This is a genomic window from Stenotrophomonas africana (genome assembly GCF_013004645.1).
GTDB lineage: Bacteria > Pseudomonadota > Gammaproteobacteria > Xanthomonadales > Xanthomonadaceae > Stenotrophomonas > Stenotrophomonas africana.
The window spans coordinates 135423-156660 of record NZ_JABEME010000006.1 but is presented as its reverse complement, the minus strand read 5'-3'; the positions used below and the strand labels follow the sequence as shown (position 1 = coordinate 156660).

Genomic DNA, 21238 nt, shown 5'->3' with positions numbered 1-21238 from the left:
CGGAACGGGGCGCGGATCAGCGCGAAGCAAGGCGGTCGATGGCGGCGGCATAGCCTCGATGGCCATGCTCAAGCGTTCGCGCCACCCGTCCGGTGGTGGTCACGCTGACGCCGGTGCGCTCGTGGATCTCGCGGTACGGCACACCCTGCTGCAGCAGCGGCACCACCTTCCAGCGGTCGGCCATGGCTTCCAGCTCGGCCGGGGTGCACAGATCACGCAGGAAGGCCTCGACCTGTTCCGGCTCGCGCAGGGCGGCAAAGGCTTGGGCCAGGGCTTCCAGGTCGGCCTTCGGGTCTTTGGCGGCAATCTCGGGGCGGGCTTTCACGGGGTCGTTTCCATGCATCAATGTAATAGCGCGTTAGTACATTAGCGCATTCTTGCGCAGTGCGTCAAATCGTGGGTTGGGGTTACGGCAGGGCGGCCGCCCTGCACCCGCAGAGGCAAGAGCCAGAGCAACAGCAGAAGCTGGTTTTCTGCAGGTTGTCAGAACAGCATGGATCGGATCGGAACCGGCTTTTGTAGAGTCGAGCCATGCTCGACTGCTGTTATCCACAAACGCAAAACGCCCACCGAAAGGCGGGCGTTCTGCTTTCAAATCAACAATCTGGCCCGACTCAGGGCAGGCAGCGCACCTCGGCCTGCAGCGCTCCGCGGCGCAGGCATTCACCGAACAGGCTGCCCTGCCGGCTCGGTAGGGGCTGGATGTTCTCCAGTGACCCCACACCCGCGGGACACCTGCGCGAGGCCAGGGCCTGCAGGTCACCCTCCAGCTGCGCGCGGTCGATCACGTGGCAGCGATCAACCTGCAGCCGGTACTGCGCCGGACCGATCCGTGCACTGCGCAGCATCGGGTCGCTCTGGCAGCCCGCCAGCAGGAGCACGCACAGCGCCCCTGCGGCGGCCCGCATTACGCCATCGCCCTGGACTGCTCCAGCTCCACCAGCAGGGTGCTGGCCAGCTCGTCACGGGAGACTTCGAACTGCTGTTCGCGCAGCAGGTCCTTCACCGCCACCACGCCGCGCGCCAATTCGTCCTCGCCGGCCAGCACCACGAAGCGGATGCCGGCCTTGGCGGCGTACTGGAACTGCTTGCCGATCTTCTTCGGCTCCATCTGCACTTCGGTGTTGATGCCACCGGCGCGCAGGCGGCGCGCGATGTCCAGCGACTGCGGCATGCCCTGCTCGTCCATCAGCGCCACCAGTGCCTGCACGCTGCTGGCTTCGATGCCGTCGATCAGGCCGGCTTCGCGCAGCTGCCAGAACAGGCGCGACAGGCCGATGGAGATGCCCACGCCCGGCAGCTTCGACTTGCTGTAGTGGCTGGCCAGGTCTTCGTAACGGCCGCCCGAGCAGATCGAGCCGATCTGCGGGTGGTCGGTCAGCGTGGTCTCGTAGACGGTGCCGGTGTAGTAGTCCAGGCCGCGCGCAATGGAGAAGTTCAGGCAATACGCGGTTTCCGGCACGCCCAGCGCCTGCACCAGCTGCAGCACTTCGCGCAGTTCGGCAACGCCGGCACGCAGGGTCTCCGACGAATCCGCCGCTGCTTCCAGCGCGTCCAACTGAGCCATCGCATCGTCGTGGCCCTTCGAACGCACGGCGACGAAGGCCAGGATCTTCTCGACCTGCTCGGCCGGAATGTTGAAGCCCTCACCCACCAGCGTCTCGCGCACGTAATCGGGGCCGCGTTTGTCCAGCTTGTCCACTTCGCGCAGCACCGCCAGCTGGCGCTCGCCCTCGGCCACGCCCAGGCTTTCGAAGAAGCCGCGCATCAGCTTGCGGTTGTTCAGCTGGATGCTGAAATCACCAATGCGCAGTTCCGAGAACACGGCGTGGATGACCGCCAGCACTTCGGCGTCGTATCGCACGCTCAGGCTGTCCTTGCCGATCACGTCGATGTCGCACTGGTAGAACTCGCGGAAGCGACCGCGCTGGGCGCGCTCGCCGCGATACACGCGCTGCATCTGGTAGCGGCGGAACGGGAAGGTCAGTTCGTGTTCGTGCTCGGCCACGTAGCGTGCCAGCGGCACGGTCAGGTCGAAGCGCAGCGCCATTTCCGGCAGCGAACGGTCGCCCGACTCGGCCGCGTTGGCCAGCGCGCCGGTGGACTGCACGAAATACACCTGGCGCTCGGTCTCGCCACCGGACTTGGTCAGCAGTACATCGGACAGCTCGAACACCGGCGTCTCCACCGGCAGGAACCCGAAGCGCTCGTAGTTGCGGCGGATGACGTCCAGCATGCGCTGGAACGCAATCTGCTCGCGCGGCAGCAGCTCAAGGGTGCCGGGCGGGGTACGGGGCTTGATCACGGGCGGAACTCCTGCTGGAACGGGACGTGGGAGGGGGCAACATTCTAGCGCCCCCGCCTCGGGCAGGGTCGAACGGCCGCTTGAAGTATCATAAGGCCCTCCCCCGCCCGCGATACGCCCCCCCGCAACATGTCACGGCCTTCCGGCGCTCCGCCCGCCACCAACGATCCCGCCGCGCCGTCCTGCATCACGCTGGACTGCCTGCACTGCTCGGTTCGCCACCTTGCGGTGTGCTCGGCGTTGTCGCCCGATGAAGTGCAGGCACTGGAACAGGTCACCGTTTCACAGCAGGTCAGCATGGGCAGCACGCTGGCCCGCACTGGCGAGGAACGCCAGCATGTCTATACATTGACCGCCGGCGCACTGCGCCTGGTGCGCACCCTGGCGGATGGTCGCCGCCAGATCAACGGCTTCGTGCTGCCTGGCGACTATCTGGGCCTGAGCGGCAGCGACCACCATCGTTACGACATCGAGGCGATTGCCGACAGCCGCGTGTGCCGCGTCGCACTGCCGCAGATGAAGGCGCTTCGCAGCCGCTTCCCGCACCTGGAGCGCAAGCTGCTGCAGCGCGCCTGCCAGGAACTGGATGCCGCACAGGATGCCGCGCTGGCGCTCGCACGCCTGCAGCCGGCCGAGAAACTGGCCGATTTCCTGCTGCGCCTGGCCGCACGCGAGGCCAAGCTGGGCGGCGACGGCCTGCGCGTGTCGCTGCCGATGGGTCGTGGCGACATCGCCGATCATCTGGGCCTGACCATGGAAACGGTCAGCCGTACCTTCACCAAGCTGCGCCAGCAGGGGTTGATCGCCCTGCCCCACCTGAACGTGGTGGAGATCCTCGACGAGGACGGGCTGCGCACGCTGGCCGGTGAAGGGTTGATCTGACCGCATTGCGGTTTAGGGGGTTGCCGGCCTGCGGCCGGCACTACCCGTGTTGCATCCACCCGGTAGTGCCGGCCGCTGGCCGGCAACTGCGTCCATCTCCGATCAGCGCAGCAACACCTCACGCAACGCCGCGTAATCCGCGGCCAACGGTTCCGCGTGCGCGGGCCGCTGCAGCAACGCATCCAGCGCCGGCGGCACGGCCACTGATTCGCCAATCAACGGCTCCACCACTGCCTCGAACTTCGCCGGATGTGCGGTAGCCACCACCGCCCAGTCGCCCTTGGCTCCGCGCGCGCGCAGGTCCTGCAGCACCTTCACCGCCGTCGCCGTGTGCGGACAGAACAATTCACCACTGCTGGCGTGCGCTGCCGCAATCGTCGCGCGGATTGTCACGTCGTCCACCGCGAACGCGCGGAAGGCTGCGCGCAGCTCGGCGTCATCTCCTTGGTAAAGCCAGCGCAGGCGCTCGAAGTTGCTGGGCGCCCCTACGTCCATTGCGTTTGCAACGGTGGCCACGCTGGCCTGCGGCTGGTAGTCGCCACCATTGAAGTACGCCGGCAGCACCGCATTGGCATTCGTGGCCAGCACGATCTGCCCGATCGGCACGCCCAGCGCGCGCGCCAGCACGGCCGCCATCGCATTGCCAAGGTTGCCGGTCGGCACCACCAGGTTGAGCCGGCGACGGTGCGTCGCGTAATGGGACAACGCCGCATGCGCGTAATAACTCATCTGCGGCAGCAGGCGGCCGAGGCTGATGCTGTTGGCCGAACTCAACGGCACCTGCGCCTGCAGTTCGCGGTCGGCCAGCGCCTGCTTGACCATCGCCTGGCAGTCGTCGAAGGCACCGGCCACGCGTAGCGCCTGGATGTTGTCGCCGAAGCAACCGAGCTGGTGCGCCTGCCGCGGCGACACGCGGCCGTCTGGATACAGCACCACCACACGCACGCCCGGCTGGCGATGGAAGGCCGCAGCAACGGCGGCACCGGTATCGCCAGAGGTGGCGACAACAATGGTCAGGTCGCGGTTCTTGCCGGCCTGCAGCCGCGACAGTGTTCCGGCCAGGAAGCGCGCACCGATATCCTTGAACGCCGCCGTCGGCCCATGGAACAGCTCCAGCACATGGTCACCTTCGCCCAGTGGCCGCAGCGGCACCGGAAAGTCGAACGCCTCACGACAGATCGATGGCAGGGCTGCCTCCAGAGCATCACCGGCGAAGAACGGTGCCAGTAGATCCGCGGCCGTATCGGCCAACGTCGCGCCGGCCCGCAGCTCACTGGCCGCGGGCAGCAACTCCGGTACATACAGTCCGCCGTCGGGCGCCAATCCTGCAGCGATCGCCGCACTGAGGCCAACAGCCGGCGACTGGCCACGGGTCGAAACAAATTGCATGGGTTGAGTATCCAGTAGAGGGGAAGGATTCAGCACAAGCGGGCTCCCGGTGCATCCAGCGGCGACACCCAGGCATCGCTGTCGAAACCGGCAGCGGCGAATGCCGCCTGCACCGGTGCGGCAGCGGCGCGGGCCTGGTCGGCATCCTCGAACCAGGCGAACACGCTCGGACCGGCACCGGAGATGCCTGCCCCCATTGCCTGTGCCGACAGCGCTGCATCGCGTGCTGCCTCGAAGCCCGCAATCAGGCCGGCCCGCCGTGGTTCCACCAGCACATCGCGTAGTCCAGCCCGCACCAGCGCCGCATCACTACGATGGCAACCACTGAGTACCAGCGCGAGGTTCGCACTCTGTGCCACGAATTCACCCAGCGCGTAGCTGCCCTGCAGCACCTGGCGTGCGCGGCGTGTTTCCAGCACCGCATGCGGATGCACCAGCAGGCTGTGCCAGGTTGCCGGCACCGGAATCGGCAGCAGGCGGTCGGCCGTGCACAGTGCAAGACCGCCCAGCAGCAGCGGCCCCACGTTGTCGCCGTGACGGCCACCGCTGGCCACAGCCTCGCCATCGAGCGCAAACGGGTACAGCGCTTCGCGCGACAGCGGCGCATCCAGCAGTGCGTTGGCGGCAACCAGCGCAGCGACGCACGACGCTGCCGAACCGCCCATGCCGGAACCGAACGGAATGCCCTTGTCGATCTCCACCGCGAAACCGAAGTCCAGGGCCAGCCCTGCGCGCAGCGACATCAATGCAGCACCCGCGGTGTTTCCAGCCGCATCCAGTGGCAACTCGACGACGCTGCCGCGAATCGCTTCGATGCGCACCACCGGCTCATCGATGCGGCGCACGATCACGGTATCGCCAACACCGGCGATGGCATGACCAAGAATATCGAAGCCCACCGCCACGTTGGCCACCGAGGCGGGCGCGAACGCACGTGCGATCACAGGCGCGCTCCTTCGCCGGCAGCCACCCGCAGCAGGTCCGCGAACACGCCAGCCGCCGTGACTTCCGGGCCAGCCCCCGGCCCCTGCACCACCAACGGGTTGTCGCAGTAACGGCGGGTGCGGAACTGCACCACGTTGTCGGTCAGCCGCAGGTTGGCGAAGGCGTGGTCGGCAGGCAGCTCCTGCAGGCCCACCGAGGCGCCGCCGGCACCCAGCTGTGCCACATAGCGCAGCACCGCACCACGGGCCCGCGCGTCCTGCAGGCGCTGCAGCAGGCTGGCATCGGACTCGCCCAGCCGCGCCATGAAGTCATCCACGCTGCCATCACGCAACAGCGCCGGCACCAGGCTTTCCACCTGTACCTGTTCCAGGCTGAGTGCGTGGCCGGCCTCGCGGGCCAGGATCACCAGCTTGCGCGCCACGTCCACGCCCGAAAGATCATCGCGCGGGTCCGGCTCGGTGTAGCCCATCGACCGCGCCTGCGCGACCAGCTGCGAGAACGGCTGACTGCCATCGAAGCGATTGAACAGCCACGCCAGCGTGCCGGAGAAGATGCCTTCAATCGCCAGCACTTCATCACCGGTATCGACCAGATCACGCAGCGTGGTGATCACCGGCAGACCTGCGCCCACCGTGGCCTCGTAGCGGAAACGCGCGCCACTGGCCGCCGCGGCGGCGCGGATGCGCTGATAGCGCGGCAGAGGCCCGGCGCCGGCCTGTTTGTTCGGGGTGACCACGTGGATGCCGGCCGCCAACCAGCCCTCGTAGCGCTCGGCCACATCGGCACTGCCACTGCAGTCAATCACCACCGCATGCGGCAGGTGCGCGGCCAGCAGGTGTTCGGTGAAGCGATCCAGATCGCTGGACTCGCCCGCGTCCTGCAATGCCTCCCGCCAGTCGGCGTGCAGACCATCCACTTCCAGGCGCATGCGCGAACGCGAGGCCAGCGCGCGCAGGCGCAGATCCACATTGGCCTTGGCCAGCAGCTGCGGACGGGCCGCCAGCAGCTGGTCCAGCAGCGCGGCACCGACATTGCCCGGCCCGATCACACCGACCGCAAACGTCTGCGGCGACAGCCAGAAGCCTGCATGCGCCGCGCGCAGCGCACGGGTGGCATCGGCACTGTCCACCGCCACCGAGATGTTGCGTTCGGACGAACCCTGCGCGATCGCCAGGATGTTCACCTGCGCACGCCCCAGTGCCTCGAACAGGCGTGCGGCCACACCCGGCTGCCCGGCCATGCCGTCACCCACCGCCGCCAGGACGCTGACGCCCTCACTGACCTGCACGCGCTGCACCTGGCCCACGGACAACTCATGCGCGAACGCGTGCAGCAATGCCTCACGGCCACGCGCTGCTTCGGCGGCGCGCACCACGCAGCAGATCGAATGTTCCGACGAACCCTGCGAAATCATCACCACCGACACCTGCGCTTGGCGCAGGGCGGCAAACACGCGCTCGGCGGTACCGGGAACGCCGATCAGGCCGGTGCCTTCCAGGTTCAGCAGAGCCAGACCGGGGCTCAGGGTCAGGCCCTTCACCGGCCCGCGCGGCGAGCGTTCGGCACTGATACGCGTGCCCGGATGCGCCGGCTGGAAGGTATTGCGGATGAAGATCGGCAGGCCGAGGCGGATAGCCGGCGACATCGTCTGCGGGTGCACCACCTTGGCGCCGAAATACGCCAGTTCGCAGGCCTCGTCGTAGCTCAGCGACTCCAGCTGCACCGCCTCGGGCACAAGCCGCGGGTCGGCCGACAGCACGCCGTCGACGTCGGTCCAGATGTGCAGTTCATCGGCGTTGAACAGCGCGGCGAAGATCGCGCCGGAGTAATCGCTGCCGTTGCGACCGAGCGTGGTGATGCGGTCATCGCGGTCGCGCGCGACGAAACCGGTGGCGACCAGGCGCGATTGTGGGTGCTGCAGGCGCCACTTGGCCAGGCGGTCGGCACTGGCTTCCCAGTCGACATCGACGCCCAGTTCACCGTGCCCGACCACCAGCACATCTCGCGCATCGAGCACCGCGCACTCTTCGCCCAATGAACGCAGGTGGGTGCCAAGCAGCTGCGCGGAGAACACTTCGCCCAGCCCCTGCACGCGGTCCAGCACCTCGCGCGGCAGTTCACCGATCACCGCCAGCGCCGCCAGCACTTCGGCCAGCTGCTCGAAACGGGCGTCGATCCATTCCACGGTCTCGCCCACCTGCTCGCCCAACAGCGCCACGGCAGCGCCACGATGGCGTGCGCGCAGCGCATGCCAGGCCTCGCGCCAACTTTCGTCGCCCCTGGCCGCCAGCTGCGCCAGTTCAATCAGGGCGTCCGTGACGCCCTTCATCGCCGAGACGACAGTGACCTGCAGCGATTCGGGACGGGCCCGCAGCAGGCCGGCAACATGGTGATAGCGTTCGGCATCGGCCACCGAGGTGCCGCCGAACTTGTGCACGACAGTGGACGGCGCAGCCAGGTCGGCCGGGGCAACGGGATGAGCGGGGGCGTGGGAAGACATGCAGACCTCGGTAGGAGGCCCCGTCGCATGCAGGTGTCGAGTTTCCCCGCCACCTGTATGGTGCGGGGCCGTGGTTTTCGGGAGTTACACGAAGACGACGGGCCGCACCAGGGCAGTGGTGGCGGTGGTGGTGGTGGTAATGGTGGTGGTGGCGACCGGCGCAGTCGAACGGCCCGCAATGGCGGGGGCGATCAGGCTGGCGTGGGCGGCATCAAGGACCATGACGCACAGAAAACACTGTGCGCCGGCCCGCTGTCAAGTGCTGCGATGCAAAAAATCATTGCCGCGATCATCGCCCAACGTGCCGGCAATTGGTTGCATCTGAGACCAAGCCGGCATCAGCACGCCTGACGAGGGCATTCAGCCCGCATGTTCGGCGATCGCGCGCGGCGTGCGGTGCGCGTGCGCACACATCATCACGCCGGCCACCAGGAACACGATCGCCAATGCTTCCAGCAGCGAGGGCCAGCGCTGTTGCCAGGCGAAGGCATACGCCAGCGCGAACAGCGTCTCGAACACGATCATCTGGCCCGTCAGGGTCAGCGGCAGGAGGCGGCTGGCGCGGTTCCAGAACGCGGTGCCAAGGATCGAGGCCACCACCGCCACGCCTGCACTGATCGCCCAGAAGCCCCCCCACTGTGCCGTCGTGTGGCTGCTGGTGTGGCCGAAGAAGGCCATCGGCACCAGCAGCAGGGCCAGGCCGCCGGTGGTGACGCCGGTCAGCAGCGACCAGTCATAGCCGGACAGATCCGGCCGGCGCGCCAGCCAGCGGCTGTTGCCGATCGAGTACAGCGCCCACGAGAACAGCGCGCCGAATGCACACAGCAGGCCGATCAGGCGCTGCCGCCACGGGGTTGCCAGGTGCTCGGACATCAGCGCTTCCCAGCCAACCAGTGCCACGCCCAGCACGCACAGCCCAAGTGCCGGCAACAGCTGCTTCAGTGGTACAGCGCCCTGCTCGCGCACGCCAACCAGGGTGACCACCACCGGAATCAGGCCGACAATCAAGGACGCCGCCGCGCCACCGGCCCACTGCACCGCCGTCGCCAGCAGCAGGAAGTACACCAGGTTTCCGGCCAGGCTCAACCACAGCAGGCCGATCCATTCGGCGCGGCCCAGCCGCGGGGCCAGCCGCTTCCAGCGCGGCAGCAGCAGGGCTACAGCGATCAGGCCGTAGACCAGATAGCGACCTGCTGACAGTTGCAGGGCATTGAACGACTGCAGCACGGCGGGCGCGAGGAAAACCACGCCCCACAGCGCGCCGGCGGCAACGCCATTGGCGATGCCCAGGGCCATCGGGTTGTTGCGCATTCGGGTTCTTCGGGGGGAGAGAACGGGCCGCGCAGTGTAAGCGCTGGCCGACAGGCACTCTTGACCGAGGCTACTGCCCTGTCATCTCTGTAGAGCCGAGCCATGCTCGACTGCGATTGGCCACTGTGCAGACAAGGACAGCCGAGCGTGGGCTCGGCTCTACAAGTCAGCCGCCGCCCCTGCGCCACGCGGCCGGGGTCTGGCCACACTCGCGGCGCAGCGCGCGGGTCAGTGCGCTCTGCTCGGAATAGCCTGCGGCCAGCGCGATATCGCTGATCGGCGCCGTGCTGGTGCGCAGCTGATGCTTGGCCCAGCGTAACCGGCACGCGCTCAGCCAGGCCTGCGGGCTTAGCCCAAAATCACGCTGGAACAGCGCGTGCAACCGGCTCTCGCTGACCCCGACGAATCCGGCCATGCGCGCCACCGGCCACGCCTGGCCCGGATCTTTCTGCACCGCCGCGCACAGTCCCTGCATGCGCGCGCCACTGCCGGCCGGTGCAAACAGCTGCAGCAGCTGCGGCAACAGGGCCGGCACCGGCTGCCCAGCCTGCACCTCGGCCAGGCAGCGGCGCAGCCCCAGCGGCAGATGCAGCCAGCGCTGACGGCACAGATGCTCCTGCGTGCCGTCATCAAGCACGCCCGGAGGACAGTCAACGATCACGAAACCATTGGGACCATCCGCCATCTGGTCATGCGCTTCGCCAGCGGCAACGAAAGCCCCCTGCAGCAGGTCCAGCCGACCACCGCGCCCTTCCATCTCGAACTGCAGCTCGCCCTGCAGCGGCAGCACCCATTGCGCATAGTCATGCCGGTCCAGGCCAGTGGCCTGTCCGTAGTGCCGCAGGTGAAAGATGGCGCCCATCCGGGCAGTGTGCGCGTGTAACTACGGCCGTGCAAACCGCTGCTATAGTCGATCCGTCATCCAACGCAGGGAGTGCAGGACATGACCCATCAGCACGTACTCGCGGTATTGGCCGCCAGCCTCGGCCTGGCGCTTGCTGTTCCGGCCCTGTCACAGGAACGCACCCCGCCCGCCCCGCACTGCATGGACGCGGTCGGCGTGCAGGAAGTGGAACAGGCCTCGCCGCGCTCGATCGCGCTGCGCGCGGCCTCCGGCCAGGCCTACCGCATCGACTTCAGCGAGGATTGCCCCGGTGTCCGCACTGCCACCACGCTGAAGCTGGAAGCACCCGCCGGCTGGGCCTGCGGTCGTCCCAGCGAGCGCGTGGTGGTCGATGGCCGCAGCTGCGCCGTCAGTGCGGTCACCCCGGTGCAGGACCGGGACTTCGCCGGCGTGGCCCGCGACAGTGACCGCCTGCGCACAGCCACCCTGCCCGCCGTGACCATCCGCGAACGCAAGGATATCCGCCGCGGCTTCGGCGGCTCGCCGTCGTACTGCTTCGCCACCCGCAACGTCCGCGCCTGGTCATCCGACGCGCAGGGCATGCTGGTGGAGACCAATCCGCGCCGCAATGGTGGCCACCGCTACTACCGTGTCGAGCTCGGCAGCCACTGTCGCCAGCTTGATCGTGCGCCGCAGCTCAGCTTCCGCTCCGGCATGCAGAACGGCCTGATCTGTGGCAATGCCGGTGACCGCATCCTCACCGCCGATTTCGAGAACGGTGACCTGCGCAGCGATGGGCTGGCCCCGCTGCCGCAATACACGCACGGCGCCTGCACGATCCAGGCGGTCTACCCGGCCTCCAGCCAGGCGTCGAATTAACCGTCGACGCCGAGGAAGGCAAAGGGTGCGCTGGGCACGAAGTGACCCAGCGCATCGCCGGCAAAGGTGTTTCGCTGGTCCTTTCCAAGGTCGAGCTTGAGTACCTGCCCGCCGAAATCGACCTTGTTCAGGTCGACCCAGAAGGTGTTCGGGGTCAATGCCGATTCGAAGAAGTACAGCCGCCGCTTGTGGTCGGCCACGGTACGCCAACGCGTGGATGAGATGTTCGGCTCACCTGGCGTGGTGATGCCGTACGGCACCGACGCGTTGCGGATCACGCTGAACACGCTGGCCAGGGCCTCCACCGGATCCTCGGCCTTGGGAATGGCGTTGATGTAGAACGACGCGCGCGCGAAGCGGTCGGACGAGCGGTTGGTACCCGGCAGCATCACCGTGCCACCGATCTGCTGCCAGTAGCTGTTGAGTGCCAGCTGCTGCTCGAAGATCGGCGAATTGGTCATCACCTGGTAGCGGCGGTCGTGATGGATCACCTGGCGGCCGCCGATGTATTCGACAATGGCACTATCGCCGGTCGCGTCGGACAGCGACAGATGCAGCGTTGCCTGCCGATCTTCGCCGGGCACCTTGTCGGTGACGATCGAGTATGGCTCACGCTTCAGCGCCGCCACCGCCTCGTCCACGGTCGCGAAATTATCCAGCACATACTGCGCCCACAGCGAAATCGCCAGGCCCGGCTTGTTGCCGCGCTGCTGCGGATACTCCGATTCGACCAGCCACAGCAGGTTGGCCACCAGGCCCTTTTCGTTCATGCCATCGGTGGTAGACACGTCGTATCCGGTCGCCACCACGCTGCCATAGCGCGCGGTCCAGGCCAGCGACTTCGGACCGGCCTGGCCGGTGCGTGCAATGCCACGCGGCAGCACGTAGAGGTTGGTCGCTACATCGACCTTCCAGTCCATCGAGCGCGCGGTGATCACATCACCGTTGTCGCCCAGGTACACCGCACGCGTGCAGGCCAGCGCCGGTGCTGCTGCGACCAGTGCAGCCGCAAGCAGTGCCATTTCCTTCCACTTCATCCGTGCCATGTCATTACGCTCCTTTCCCCGTGGTCCATGGATATGACCCCATGCGGGGTGACACAGCGGTGAAACCTCAGCGAAGCACGCGATCATGGAGCCAGAAACCCGCAAGCATCGCCGGCACGAACCACAGCGCCTCGCGCGACCCCACCGCCAGCCCGGCGATGGCAGGGCCCGGACAATAGCCTGCCCATCCCCAGCCGATGCCGAACAACGCCGCGCCCAGCACCAGGCGCGGATCGATACCGCGCGCAGCTGGCAACTGGAAGCGCGTTGCGCACAACGGACGCGCGCGCCGCAGCACCCAGCGCTGGCCAACCGCGCTGACCAGCAGCGCAGCGGCCAGCACCCAGGCCAAAGTGGGGTCAAAATCGCCGGCGATGTCGAGGAAACCAAGGATGCGGCGAGGATCGGTCATGCCGGCCAACGCCAGGCCTGCGCCAAACAGTGCTCCTGCGGCGCCGGCAGCCACCGACACGCGGCTCATTCCAAGCCCCCACCGTGGCGGATCAGGAACGTGGTCAGCATCGCGCAGGCCATGAACACCAGCACCGCCAGCAGCGACCGCTTTGAGCCGCGGGCCAACCCACAGACGCCGTGTCCACTGGTGCAACCATTACCCAACCGCGTACCGAAGCCGACCAGCAGGCCGGCGCCGACCAACTGCCACGCAGGCAAGGCGTCACGCAGCAGGACGCCGGGCGCTTGCCCTGGCGCGGCCTGCCACCACAGCACCAGCCCTGCAGCGGCAAGCAGGCCGAGCAGGAAGGCCCAGCGCCAACCACGCTCAGCCGGCGCGGCACGCACGCTGCCAGCGGCAATGCCACTGATGCCGGCCACCCGCCCGGTTGTGGCCAGCAACAGCACCGCCGCCGCACCGATCAACGCGCCCCCCGCCACCGCGGCCCACGGCAGGGTCATGACCTGCCTCCGCCCGATGCGTTCATTCGTTTGCCTTTTGATTTAGCTTTTTCTAAATTAGCTTCTTCTAAATCAAAAGGCCAGCCATGGCTAGCACCGAGCTCGACAGCGCCGCGATGGCCGAGCATGCCACCCAGGCCGCAGCGCTGCTCAAAAGCCTGGCCCATCCTGCGCGGCTGCGCGTGTTGTGCCGCCTTGTCGAAGGTGAGGCGCCGGTAGCGGAATTGCAGGAGTTGACCGCCCTGAGTGCATCGGCGCTTTCGCAGCATCTGGCGGTGCTGCGGGCGATGGAGATCGTTGCGACCCGGCGCGAAGCACAGGCGATCCACTACCGCGTGATTGAAGGCCCCGCACTGGGCGTGCTGCAGGCACTGCATGCCGCCTACTGCGGCCGCAGACCGCGTTGATGCTCAGCCAGCGTGCAGGAGTGGCTGCACGACGTTGTCGAGCAGATCCACCGGCGTCGGCGCTGACAGATCCCCGTCCAACGCGCGGGTAAAACCCGACCAGTCGCTGGATGAGAGCTGGCGCAACAGCGCCTCTTCCACCGGCAACGCGCGCATCGACCAGTACGGAAACTGACGCTGACCGAGGCGGCCGCGTGCCAGCTCGATGATGTCGACATGACTGCCAGCCTGCAGGATGCGCTCGTAGACCGAGTCGATCCCGTCCGGCGGCCCCTCGATGTACTGCAGGAAACGCTCGCCGTCACACAGCAGCACGCCGGTCACGCCCGCCATCTTGTTGAAGCGGGCTGCATCGTCGACCAGCACCCGCAACCGTTCAGCGGAAAGATCCGGCAGCGCCTGGCTGACGTAGGCGATGGCGCGCAGTGGCATGGTGCTTCCTTGACAAGATGTACACCCACGGTAGCAGTTGCGGACGAGTCCGTCTCAGCACCCGCGGGCATTTCCTGAAGAATTCAGGTTGCCGCTGCAGGCGGCCCTTCTGCGCGCCTCGGCAACAGGGCTTCGAACACCACCTGCCCGGCCTCGTTGCGCGCTGCGATGCGCCCCCCGTGCGCGCGCACGAACTGATCGACGATGTACAGGCCCAGCCCCAGGCCCTTGCTCTGGTGGAAGCTGGCCTTGAACGGCTCGAACAACCGCGGCAGCAGCGCGTCGTCGATCCGGCCGGCGTTGCTCACCCGCAGCAGCACGCTGCGGGGGTCGCGTCCGTCCACCTCCACCCTCGCCTCGCTGCCATGGGTAAGCGCATTGCCGACCAGGTTGGCGGCAACCTGGCCGAGACGGTCCAGATCGCCCTGCAGCCGCGTATCACCATGCATGTCGAGGTGGATCCGGTCCGCCCCATGCGCGCTGCCCGCTTCGGCTACTACCGCGCGCGTCACGTCGGCCAGATCGCAGGCACTTGCCTCCAGCCTCAGGCCACCGCTGCGGATCCGCGAGAAATCCAGCAGCTGTTCGACCATCCGCGCCATCCGCAGGGTGCTGGCTTCCAGGTACTGAAGGGTCTGCTGCGCGCCTGCGTTGTCTTCCGGAAGCTCCAGCGCCAACTTGTCGGTGCACAGCAGGATCGCCGACAGCGGCGTGCGCAGATCGTGGGTCAGCACCGCGGCCATTGTTTCGTTGAGTTTGAGCGCGCGTTCCAGCGCCTCGTTGCGCGCCTTCAGCAACTGCCGCTGCTGGTAAAGCTCGATGAAGACGTTGACCTTGCTCAGGATCACCTGCGGCGCCACCGGCTTGTGCAGGAAATCCACTGCACCGCTCTCGTAGCCTTTGAAGGCGCGCAGCGGATCGTCAGGCGAGGCGGTCAGGAAGATGATCGGCACGTCGCGGCTGCGATGGGAACCGCGCATCAGTTCGGCCAGGGTGAAACCATCGATCTCCGGCATGTGCACGTCAAGCAGGGCCAATGCCACCTCGTGCTCGAGCAGCAACTCAAGCGCCTGCGCGCCGGAGCCGGCCAGCAGCAGGTTGACCCCTTCGCGCTGCAGCAGGGCCTGCATGGCTACCAGGTTCTGCGGCACGTCATCGACGATCAGCAGGTTGACCGGGGTCTGCGACTGCGCAGGGTCCGGTGGCAGCAGGTTCATGCAAACAACTCCTTCAGGCGACGACACATCAGTTCAAGGGGCAGCACGGCATCGGCGCCGGCGTGCTGCAGGGCGGAAGCCGGCATCATCGACGCCTCGGCCTCCTCGGGACATTGCAGCCAGGCGTGGCCACCGGCATGGCGCACGGCGGCAACGCCCTCACTGCCATCACTGCTGGCACCGGTCAGCAGCAGGGCCAGTACCTGCGCGCCGAACACCGCGGCAGCGGAGTCGAACAGCGGGTCGATGGCCGGACGCGAAAACAGCACTGGCGCATCCACCGACAACGCCACCGATCCCGCGTCCTCCACCAGCAGGTGGTAATCCGGCGGCGCGAACGTCACCGTGCCCGGCTGCAGCGGCTGCTTGTCTTCGGCTTCACGCACCGGCAACGCGCAGTACGGCGCCAGCACCTCGGCAATGCGGCTGCTGCGGTCACGCGGCAGGTGCAGCACGGCCAGTACCGGTACCGGCAGCGTCGCCGGCAGCGCACCGAGCACCGCCTGCAGAGCCGCCACGCCACCGGCGGACGCGCCGATCACCAGCACGGCCGGACGCACCCGCAGCGTCATCAGGCCACCTTCCGGTACAGACGGTGCTCTCGCGAACAGACCTCGAAGGCGTCGTGATGGCACCCGAACTGCAGCGACTCCTTGCTGCCCAGGCCAAGGAAGCCACGGTGCACCAGCGCTTCGCGGAACAGGCCGACGGCGCGGTCCTGCAGATCGCGGTTGAAATAGATCAGCACGTTGCGGCACGACACCAGGTGCACTTCGGAGAACACGGTATCGGTGGCCAGGCTGTGGTCGGCGAACACCACGTTGCGGCGCAGCTGGCGGTCGAACACCGCACCGTCGTACGCCGTGGCGTAATAGTCGGACAGCGACGCCGTGCCGCCGGCGGCCAGGTAGTTGCGACTGAACTGGGCCATCCGGTCGATGCCATAGGCCCCCGCCTCGGCGGTGGCCAGCGCGGCCGGATTGATGTCGGTGGCATAGACGATGCTGCGATCAAGCAGGCCTTCTTCGTGCAGCAGGATCGCCAGCGACCAGACTTCCTCACCCGTGCTGCAACCGGCCACCCACAACTTCACCGAGGGATAGGTGCGCAGTACCGGAACCACCTGCTCGCGCAGCTCACGGAAGTACGCGGGGTCACGGAACATCTCCGAGACCTGCACGGTGAAGAACTGCATGGCCTGGGTGAACAGGTCCGGCTCGTGCAGCAGGCGGTACTGCAGGTCGACCAGCCGTTCGCACTCATAGCGCTGCATCGCCTGGCGCATGCGCCGGCGCAGCGACGACACCGCATAACTACGGAAATCGTAGTGGTAGCGCTGGTACAGCGCTTCCAGCAGAACCTTCAGTTCCAGGTCGAACAGCCCCTGCTCGTTCATTGCCGCGAGCACCAGACCCGGCACAGCGAGACCAGCTTGTCGACGTCGATGGGCTTGGCGATGTAATCGTTGGCACCGGCCTGCAGGCAGCGCTCGCGGTCATCGGGCATGGCCTTGGCGGTCAACGCGATGATCGGCAGGTCCTGCAGGTGACGCTGCGCGCGGATCTCGCGCATCGCGGCCAGGCCATCCTTCTCCGGCATCATGATGTCCATCAGCACCAGGTCGACCTCGCGCTCGGCCAGGCGGTCCACTGCCTCCTGTCCATTGCGCGCGATCTCCAGCGTCACGCCCAGCGGCTCGAGCACGCTGGACAGCGCGAAGATGTTGCGCACGTCGTCCTCGGCCAGCAGCACGGTGCGTCCATCGAGCACGGTGTCGCGCCGGCGCGCCTCGCGCAGCAGGCGCTGCTGGTCGGTCGGCAGGCTGGCCTCCACGCTGTGCAGGAACAGGGTCACCTCATCCAGCAGGCGCTCGGGCGAACGCGCGCCCTTGATGATGATGCTCTTGGAATAGCGGCGCAGGCGCTGTTCTTCCTCACGGCCGAGCGCGCGACCGGTATAGACGATCACCGGCGGAAAGCCGACGTCATCGTTGCCGGCCATGTGTTCGAGCAGGTCGTAGCCGCTGCCGTCAGGCAGCGACAGGTCCATCACCATGCAGTCAAAGGTCACCGTGCTGAGCTGCTCCAGCGCGCCGGCAAGGGTTCCCACGGCGACGATCTGCAGCTGATCACGGCCCAGCAGCAATTCCAGGTTGTGGCGCAGTTCGCTGTCGTCCTCGACGATCAGCAGGCGCCGCACGTCGCGCTGGCTGGTCTGTTCCAGCTGCTCGATGGCGGTCACCAGGCGCTCGCGCGTGGTCGGCTTGATCGCGAAACCGATCGCGCCAAGCTCACGCGCCACCTGGCTGCGATCCGTTGCGGAGACCACGTGCACAGGAATGTGGCGGGTGTCTGGGTTGCGCTTCAGCCGTTCCAGCACGCTCAGACCGGACACGTCCGGCAGGCCGATATCGAGCAGGATGCCGTTTGGCCGCAGTTCGCTGGCCAGGGCCAGGGCCTCTTCCGCCGTGCCGGCCACCACGCAGTCGAAATCCAGTTCATGGGCCAGGGCCACAAGGGCCTCGGCGAACGTGGCGTCATCCTCGACGGCCAGGATCAGGCGGCCGGGGTGCTGGCGACGACCGCGGTCATCGGCCACGCTGGGCGCCGTCGTCGCCGGTGCCACCGCAGCAGCCGTTGCCGGCACCGGATTCGACGGCACAGCGGCCTGAACCGGCGACACCACGGGGGCGGCGGCGATGTCAGCCACCTTCGAGGCGGGCGCGCCCTGCAACGGCAGCTCCAGGATGAAGCAGCTGCCGCGGCCCGGTTCGCTGTCGACCTGGATGCTGCCGCCCATGCGCTCGGCCAGATCGCGCGAGATCGACAGCCCAAGGCCGGTGCCACCGTAGCGGCGGCGGGTGCTGCCATCAGCCTGGCGGAATGCCTCGAAGATGACCTGCAGCTGCTCGCGGGCAATGCCGATACCGCTGTCGCAGACCTCGAAACGGATGCGCCCCTGGCCGGCCGCGCGCACGTGCAGGCTGACCTTTCCGTGCTCGGTGAACTTCACCGCGTTGGCCAGCAGGTTCTTCAGGATCTGCTGCAGCCGCTGGCTGTCGACCACCAGCTGGCTGGGGGCGAGCGCATCGGCCTCGATCTGCAACGCCAGGCCCTTCTGCCGCGCCATCGGCTCGAAGGTCTCGCGCAGGCGCTGCAGCACGCTGCCCGTCACCACCACTTCATCGGCCAGCTCGACGTGGCCGGCCTCGATGCGCGACAGGTCCAGGATGTCATTGATCAGCGCCAGCAGATCGTTGTTGGACGACAGGATCGCACGCGCGTACTTCACCTGTTCTTCGGTGAGCGTGCCGTCCTTGTTGTCGGCCAGCAGCTTGGCCAGGATCAAGGAGCTGTTCAGCGGCGTGCGCAGCTCGTGCGACATGTTGGCCAGGAATTCGGACTTGTAGCGCGAGGTCGCGGCCAGTTCGTTGCTGTTGCGCACCAGCTGGCTCTGCGCGACCAGCAGCGCCTGCTTCTGTGCCTCCAGCTCGTGGGTGCGCTCTTCCAGCTGCACGTTGCTCTGTTCCAGCTCGGCCTGCTGTTCTTCCAGATGGGCCTGCGACTGCTGCAGGCTGCGGCTCTGTTCCTCCAGTTCCTCGTTGGCCACGCGCAGCTCTTCCTGCTGGGCCTGCAGCTCCTCGCCCTGGCGCTGGGATTCCTCCAGCAGCACCACCAGTTGCGCGCGCAGCAGCGATGCACGCAGCGCCATGCCGATGGTCTCGGCGCAGCGTTCCAGCAGTTCAATATCGAGTCGCTGCTGCTCGCCAGCGCGGGTGCGCCCCAGCTCAATGATGCCCACCACCGCACCATCGCTGCTAATCGGCGCCAGGACACGCTCGCGCACCGGCAACCGGCCCAGGCTGGTCTGCAGCTCAAGCACCGCATCGTCGCCCCCGTGCAGGTGGCGGATGCGTTCATCCCGCGCCACCTGCCCGGCCACGCCTTCCTGCAATGCCAGCGACGCCGGCATGCCCGACGGCAACGCCAGGCCGCCGGTCAGCTGCAGTCGCCCGCCTTCCAGGCGGTAGACGGCGGCGACGTCTGCCTGCAGCTGGGCACCCAGGCTGGTTGCCGCCGCTTCGGCAATCTGCTCGGGACCCAGGTCACCGCGCAGGCTCGTGGCCACCGCGTTCTCCGCTTCCTGCAGCCACAGCGCCCGCATTGCTTCGCGACGTGCCTGGATGGCACGGGAGACAATCAGCGCAATCATCAGGAATGCGACGCCACCGATGCTGCGGTTGACGAACGAGAACGCCGAGTTGGAGCTGGCCGGCGCGACGTTGTAGCCAATGATCAGCAGGATGCAGGCAAGGACGGCCACGATGAACGGCGCCCGCGCACTGCGCTGGAACACGGTCACGCCAACGGCCAGGAAGTACGCCAGCCATACCGCATAGCCGAGCGGCACCACCAGCTCCAACGCGATGGTCGCGGCCAGCAGCACGGCGGAGGTCATCCAGATCCAGCGGTCACGCGTAGTCGCACCAGGACGCATGCAGGTCGGTTCCAGAACACAGAGGGTGGGTGATGGTACTCCGTGTCGTATTCAGCCGCACAGGACAAATGGCACGTGTCGCGCCTCCACGCTCCCTTCACACTTGAATGCCTAGTTTCACGTGCCTCTCAGGGGTAACACTCATTTTTACGTGGACGCTGCCGCCTCTACGACGTCCGTGCTGACGGACCCTTCCCGCCAACTGCGACTGCTGATCGACAGCGTGCGCGACCATGCGCTGTACCTGCTTGATCCTGATGGCATCGTCTGCAGCTGGAACCCCGGCGCGGAGCGCATCAAGGGCTATTCAGCCGATGAAGTGGTAGGCACCTACTTTGGTCGCTTTTACCTGGCCGCCGATCGCGAGGCCGGGGAACCACAACGCCTGCTCCGCCATGCAGCGCAGCATGGCCACGTTGCCAGTGAAGGCTGGCGGGTTCGCCGCGATGGCTCGTCCTTCCGTGCCAGTGTGGTGATCGAGCCGGTGGTTGAAGCGGGCGAGCTGCTCGGCTTCGTCAAGATCACCCGCGACATCACCGAGCAGTGGCAGGCACAGCGCCTGCTGCGTGATGCCCAGCGAGCACTGCGCAATACCCAGCAGTTCGAGACCGTCGGCCGTCTCAGCCGCGGCCTGTCGCACGAGTTCAACAACCTGCTGACCACCATCGGCAACGCACTGGACCTGCTGTCGCTGCGCGTGAACGGTGACGATGCGCGCGCCGCCGAACTGCTTGATGCGGCGCAGACCGCAACTGATCGCGGTGCTCTGCTGACCCGCCAGCTGCTGGCCTTCAGCACCGGACAGACCCTGATCCGCGAGGCTCTGGACCTCAACGCGCTGATACAGCAATGGCTGCCAGGCCTGCAACGCGCCTGCCCGCCCACGGTGGTGCTGGATGCCCAGCTGGCGCCCGGCCTGCCGGCGATCAACACCGATGCGCTGCAGCTGCAGACGGCGCTGGCCAATCTGGTCGCCAATGCTGCCGACGCTACCCTCGAAGGCGGCCGCATCCTGATCGGCACCGCGCTGGAGCATCGCCTCGACCCGGATGCAGACTCCACGCTGCAACGTGGCTATGTCACCCTCAGCGTCTGCGATGAGGGCCACGGGATGGCGGCCGACATCGCAGAACGGGCGACCGAGCCGTTCTTCACCACCAAGGACATCGGCAAAGGCAGCGGCCTCGGCCTGAGCCAGGTGTTCGGATTCACTACCCAGAGCGGCGGCTTCGTCGACGTGTCCACCACGCCCGGTGTCGGCACCACGGTCAGCCTGCTGCTCCCCGCAATGGAGGACCCTGCCGATGACCGATGACCCGATCCGCGTATTGATGGTGGAAGACCAGACCGATCTGCGTGAAATGATCGGCCTGGCCCTGCGCGACCTCGGCATCGAAGTGGCCACGACCGCCGATGGCCACGAGGCAGCGGAACTGCTCAAGGGCGAAGCCCGCTTCGACGTGGTGTTCAGCGACGTCAGCATGCCCAACGGCATGTCCGGCATCGAGCTGAGCGAGCATGTGGCGCGCGAACAGCCGCAGGCACGGATGATCCTGTCGTCCGGCTACGCCCGCTCTCAGCTGCCGCCGCTGCCCGAGCAGGTCGAGTTCCTGCCCAAGCCCTATCGCCTGCGCCAGCTGGTGCAGCTGCTGAAGCAGGCGTAAGTCAC

The 21238-nt window shown here is 67.2% G+C and carries 22 protein-coding genes; 6 read left to right on the top strand and 16 right to left on the bottom strand.

What is annotated here, in order from left to right; genetic code table 11:
* Positions 1 to 16: 16 nt before the first annotated feature.
* The 3 genes from HLA98_RS12535 to hisS all read right to left on the bottom strand — a co-directional run bounded on the left by HLA98_RS12535 (position 17) and on the right by hisS (position 2305).
* A complete protein-coding gene (locus tag HLA98_RS12535) occupies positions 17 to 325 on the bottom strand; it encodes a YerC/YecD family TrpR-related protein (RefSeq protein ID WP_088025802.1) in 309 nt (102 codons plus the stop codon).
* A 289-nt stretch (positions 326 to 614) separates the two neighbouring features.
* On the bottom strand, positions 615 to 881 hold the full coding sequence (locus HLA98_RS12530; protein WP_232015538.1) for a hypothetical protein: 267 nt from the start codon (positions 879 to 881) through the stop codon (positions 615 to 617).
* Positions 882 to 907: 26 nt separating this feature from the next.
* Positions 908 to 2305 (bottom strand): histidine--tRNA ligase, encoded by a 1398-nt coding sequence (gene hisS / locus HLA98_RS12525; protein ID WP_057500696.1) that lies wholly within the window; start codon positions 2303 to 2305, stop codon positions 908 to 910.
* 129 nt (positions 2306 to 2434) lie between these two features.
* On the opposite strand from hisS, the gene HLA98_RS12520 reads away from it, so the two are divergent.
* Positions 2435 to 3187 carry a Crp/Fnr family transcriptional regulator gene (locus tag HLA98_RS12520; RefSeq protein ID WP_049445540.1) on the top strand — a complete coding sequence of 251 codons (753 nt, stop codon included), beginning with the start codon at positions 2435 to 2437 and terminating at the stop codon, positions 3185 to 3187.
* Between the two features lie 102 nt (positions 3188 to 3289).
* Here the strand turns inward: HLA98_RS12520 and thrC are convergent, their stop codons facing one another.
* The 3 genes from thrC to thrA are packed head-to-tail and all read right to left on the bottom strand — an operon-like array spanning position 3290 to position 8021.
* Entirely contained in the window at positions 3290 to 4576 is a 1287-nt protein-coding gene (gene thrC / locus HLA98_RS12515; protein WP_129550530.1) for a threonine synthase, read from the bottom strand.
* 29 nt (positions 4577 to 4605) lie between these two features.
* Positions 4606 to 5520 carry a homoserine kinase gene (locus HLA98_RS12510; protein ID WP_129550531.1) on the bottom strand — a complete coding sequence of 305 codons (915 nt, stop codon included), beginning with the start codon at positions 5518 to 5520 and terminating at the stop codon, positions 4606 to 4608.
* The gene (gene thrA / locus HLA98_RS12505; RefSeq protein WP_129550532.1) at positions 5517 to 8021 is read right to left on the bottom strand and encodes a bifunctional aspartate kinase/homoserine dehydrogenase I; all 2505 of its coding nucleotides are present in this window, start codon (positions 8019 to 8021) and stop codon (positions 5517 to 5519) included. The genes HLA98_RS12510 and thrA overlap by 4 nt, the downstream gene beginning before the upstream one ends.
* 27 nt (positions 8022 to 8048) lie before the next feature.
* Between thrA and HLA98_RS12500 the strand changes: the two genes are divergently transcribed.
* Positions 8049 to 8372, top strand: coding sequence for a hypothetical protein (locus tag HLA98_RS12500; RefSeq protein WP_165284670.1), 324 nt, complete (start codon positions 8049 to 8051; stop codon positions 8370 to 8372).
* Positions 8373 to 8381: 9 nt separating this feature from the next.
* Here HLA98_RS12500 and HLA98_RS12495 read toward each other — a convergent pair whose 3' ends face one another.
* Complete coding sequence (locus HLA98_RS12495; protein ID WP_057500976.1) at positions 8382 to 9332, bottom strand: DMT family transporter; 951 nt, start codon at positions 9330 to 9332, stop codon at positions 8382 to 8384.
* A gap of 166 nt (positions 9333 to 9498) precedes the next feature.
* The gene (locus HLA98_RS12490) at positions 9499 to 10194 is read right to left on the bottom strand and encodes a helix-turn-helix transcriptional regulator (protein ID WP_057500975.1); all 696 of its coding nucleotides are present in this window, start codon (positions 10192 to 10194) and stop codon (positions 9499 to 9501) included.
* An 81-nt stretch (positions 10195 to 10275) separates the two neighbouring features.
* Between HLA98_RS12490 and HLA98_RS12485 the strand changes: the two genes are divergently transcribed.
* Entirely contained in the window at positions 10276 to 11055 is a 780-nt protein-coding gene (locus HLA98_RS12485; protein ID WP_057500974.1) for a DUF6491 family protein, read from the top strand.
* Here the strand turns inward: HLA98_RS12485 and HLA98_RS12480 are convergent.
* The 3 genes from HLA98_RS12480 to HLA98_RS12470 form a co-directional block, all read right to left on the bottom strand.
* Complete coding sequence (locus tag HLA98_RS12480) at positions 11052 to 12101, bottom strand: linear amide C-N hydrolase (protein ID WP_049449134.1); 1050 nt, start codon at positions 12099 to 12101, stop codon at positions 11052 to 11054. The genes HLA98_RS12485 and HLA98_RS12480 overlap by 4 nt on opposite strands.
* 67 nt (positions 12102 to 12168) lie before the next feature.
* A complete protein-coding gene (locus HLA98_RS12475) occupies positions 12169 to 12582 on the bottom strand; it encodes a DUF6691 family protein (RefSeq protein WP_057500973.1) in 414 nt (137 codons plus the stop codon).
* Positions 12579 to 13016: a YeeE/YedE family protein gene (locus HLA98_RS12470; RefSeq protein WP_057500972.1), complete on the bottom strand. Its 438-nt coding sequence runs from the start codon at positions 13014 to 13016 to the stop codon at positions 12579 to 12581. Before HLA98_RS12470 ends, HLA98_RS12475 begins: the two co-directional genes overlap by 4 nt.
* A gap of 86 nt (positions 13017 to 13102) precedes the next feature.
* On the opposite strand from HLA98_RS12470, the gene HLA98_RS12465 reads away from it, so the two are divergent.
* The gene (locus tag HLA98_RS12465) at positions 13103 to 13423 is read left to right on the top strand and encodes an ArsR/SmtB family transcription factor (RefSeq protein WP_057500971.1); all 321 of its coding nucleotides are present in this window, start codon (positions 13103 to 13105) and stop codon (positions 13421 to 13423) included.
* 3 nt (positions 13424 to 13426) lie between these two features.
* Here HLA98_RS12465 and HLA98_RS12460 read toward each other — a convergent pair whose 3' ends face one another.
* The 5 genes from HLA98_RS12460 to HLA98_RS12440 all read right to left on the bottom strand — a co-directional run bounded on the left by HLA98_RS12460 (position 13427) and on the right by HLA98_RS12440 (position 19569).
* Positions 13427 to 13855: a BLUF domain-containing protein gene (locus tag HLA98_RS12460; RefSeq protein ID WP_057500970.1), complete on the bottom strand. Its 429-nt coding sequence runs from the start codon at positions 13853 to 13855 to the stop codon at positions 13427 to 13429.
* An 83-nt stretch (positions 13856 to 13938) separates the two neighbouring features.
* A complete protein-coding gene (locus tag HLA98_RS12455) occupies positions 13939 to 15072 on the bottom strand; it encodes a hybrid sensor histidine kinase/response regulator (protein WP_057500969.1) in 1134 nt (377 codons plus the stop codon).
* On the bottom strand, positions 15069 to 15644 hold the full coding sequence (locus HLA98_RS12450; protein ID WP_057500968.1) for a chemotaxis protein CheB: 576 nt from the start codon (positions 15642 to 15644) through the stop codon (positions 15069 to 15071). The genes HLA98_RS12455 and HLA98_RS12450 overlap by 4 nt, the downstream gene beginning before the upstream one ends.
* Positions 15644 to 16468: a CheR family methyltransferase gene (locus HLA98_RS12445; protein WP_057500967.1), complete on the bottom strand. Its 825-nt coding sequence runs from the start codon at positions 16466 to 16468 to the stop codon at positions 15644 to 15646. The genes HLA98_RS12450 and HLA98_RS12445 overlap by 1 nt, the downstream gene beginning before the upstream one ends.
* Positions 16465 to 19569, bottom strand: coding sequence for a response regulator (locus HLA98_RS12440; protein ID WP_057500966.1), 3105 nt, complete (start codon positions 19567 to 19569; stop codon positions 16465 to 16467). The genes HLA98_RS12445 and HLA98_RS12440 overlap by 4 nt, the downstream gene beginning before the upstream one ends.
* Before the next feature lie 151 nt (positions 19570 to 19720).
* On the opposite strand from HLA98_RS12440, the gene HLA98_RS12435 reads away from it, so the two are divergent.
* Entirely contained in the window at positions 19721 to 20884 is a 1164-nt protein-coding gene (locus tag HLA98_RS12435) for a two-component system sensor histidine kinase NtrB (protein ID WP_405052863.1), read from the top strand.
* Positions 20874 to 21233 (top strand): response regulator, encoded by a 360-nt coding sequence (locus HLA98_RS12430; RefSeq protein ID WP_057500964.1) that lies wholly within the window; start codon positions 20874 to 20876, stop codon positions 21231 to 21233. Before HLA98_RS12435 ends, HLA98_RS12430 begins: the two co-directional genes overlap by 11 nt.
* Positions 21234 to 21238: the final 5 nt, after the last annotated feature.

Bases quoted from the DNA above. Each gene is read 5' to 3' on its own strand.
- HLA98_RS12470 (WP_057500972.1), bottom strand. From the start codon at position 13,016: ATGACCCTGCCGTGGGCCGCGGTGGCGGGGGGCGCGTTGATCGGTGCG.
- HLA98_RS12475 (WP_057500973.1), bottom strand. From the start codon at position 12,582: ATGAGCCGCGTGTCGGTGGCTGCCGGCGCCGCAGGAGCACTGTTTGGC.
- HLA98_RS12455 (WP_057500969.1), bottom strand. From the start codon at position 15,072: ATGAACCTGCTGCCACCGGACCCTGCGCAGTCGCAGACCCCGGTCAAC.
- HLA98_RS12500 (WP_165284670.1), top strand. From the start codon at position 8,049: ATGCAGGTGTCGAGTTTCCCCGCCACCTGTATGGTGCGGGGCCGTGGT.
- HLA98_RS12430 (WP_057500964.1), top strand. From the start codon at position 20,874: ATGACCGATGACCCGATCCGCGTATTGATGGTGGAAGACCAGACCGAT.
- HLA98_RS12445 (WP_057500967.1), bottom strand. From the start codon at position 16,468: ATGAACGAGCAGGGGCTGTTCGACCTGGAACTGAAGGTTCTGCTGGAA.
- HLA98_RS12490 (WP_057500975.1), bottom strand. From the start codon at position 10,194: ATGGGCGCCATCTTTCACCTGCGGCACTACGGACAGGCCACTGGCCTG.
- HLA98_RS12440 (WP_057500966.1), bottom strand. From the start codon at position 19,569: ATGCGTCCTGGTGCGACTACGCGTGACCGCTGGATCTGGATGACCTCC.
- HLA98_RS12520 (WP_049445540.1), top strand. From the start codon at position 2,435: ATGTCACGGCCTTCCGGCGCTCCGCCCGCCACCAACGATCCCGCCGCG.
- HLA98_RS12480 (WP_049449134.1), bottom strand. From the start codon at position 12,101: ATGGCACGGATGAAGTGGAAGGAAATGGCACTGCTTGCGGCTGCACTG.
- thrA (WP_129550532.1), bottom strand. From the start codon at position 8,021: ATGTCTTCCCACGCCCCCGCTCATCCCGTTGCCCCGGCCGACCTGGCT.
- HLA98_RS12495 (WP_057500976.1), bottom strand. From the start codon at position 9,332: ATGCGCAACAACCCGATGGCCCTGGGCATCGCCAATGGCGTTGCCGCC.
- HLA98_RS12485 (WP_057500974.1), top strand. From the start codon at position 10,276: ATGACCCATCAGCACGTACTCGCGGTATTGGCCGCCAGCCTCGGCCTG.
- HLA98_RS12450 (WP_057500968.1), bottom strand. From the start codon at position 15,644: ATGACGCTGCGGGTGCGTCCGGCCGTGCTGGTGATCGGCGCGTCCGCC.
- HLA98_RS12465 (WP_057500971.1), top strand. From the start codon at position 13,103: ATGGCTAGCACCGAGCTCGACAGCGCCGCGATGGCCGAGCATGCCACC.
- HLA98_RS12460 (WP_057500970.1), bottom strand. From the start codon at position 13,855: ATGCCACTGCGCGCCATCGCCTACGTCAGCCAGGCGCTGCCGGATCTT.
- thrC (WP_129550530.1), bottom strand. From the start codon at position 4,576: ATGCAATTTGTTTCGACCCGTGGCCAGTCGCCGGCTGTTGGCCTCAGT.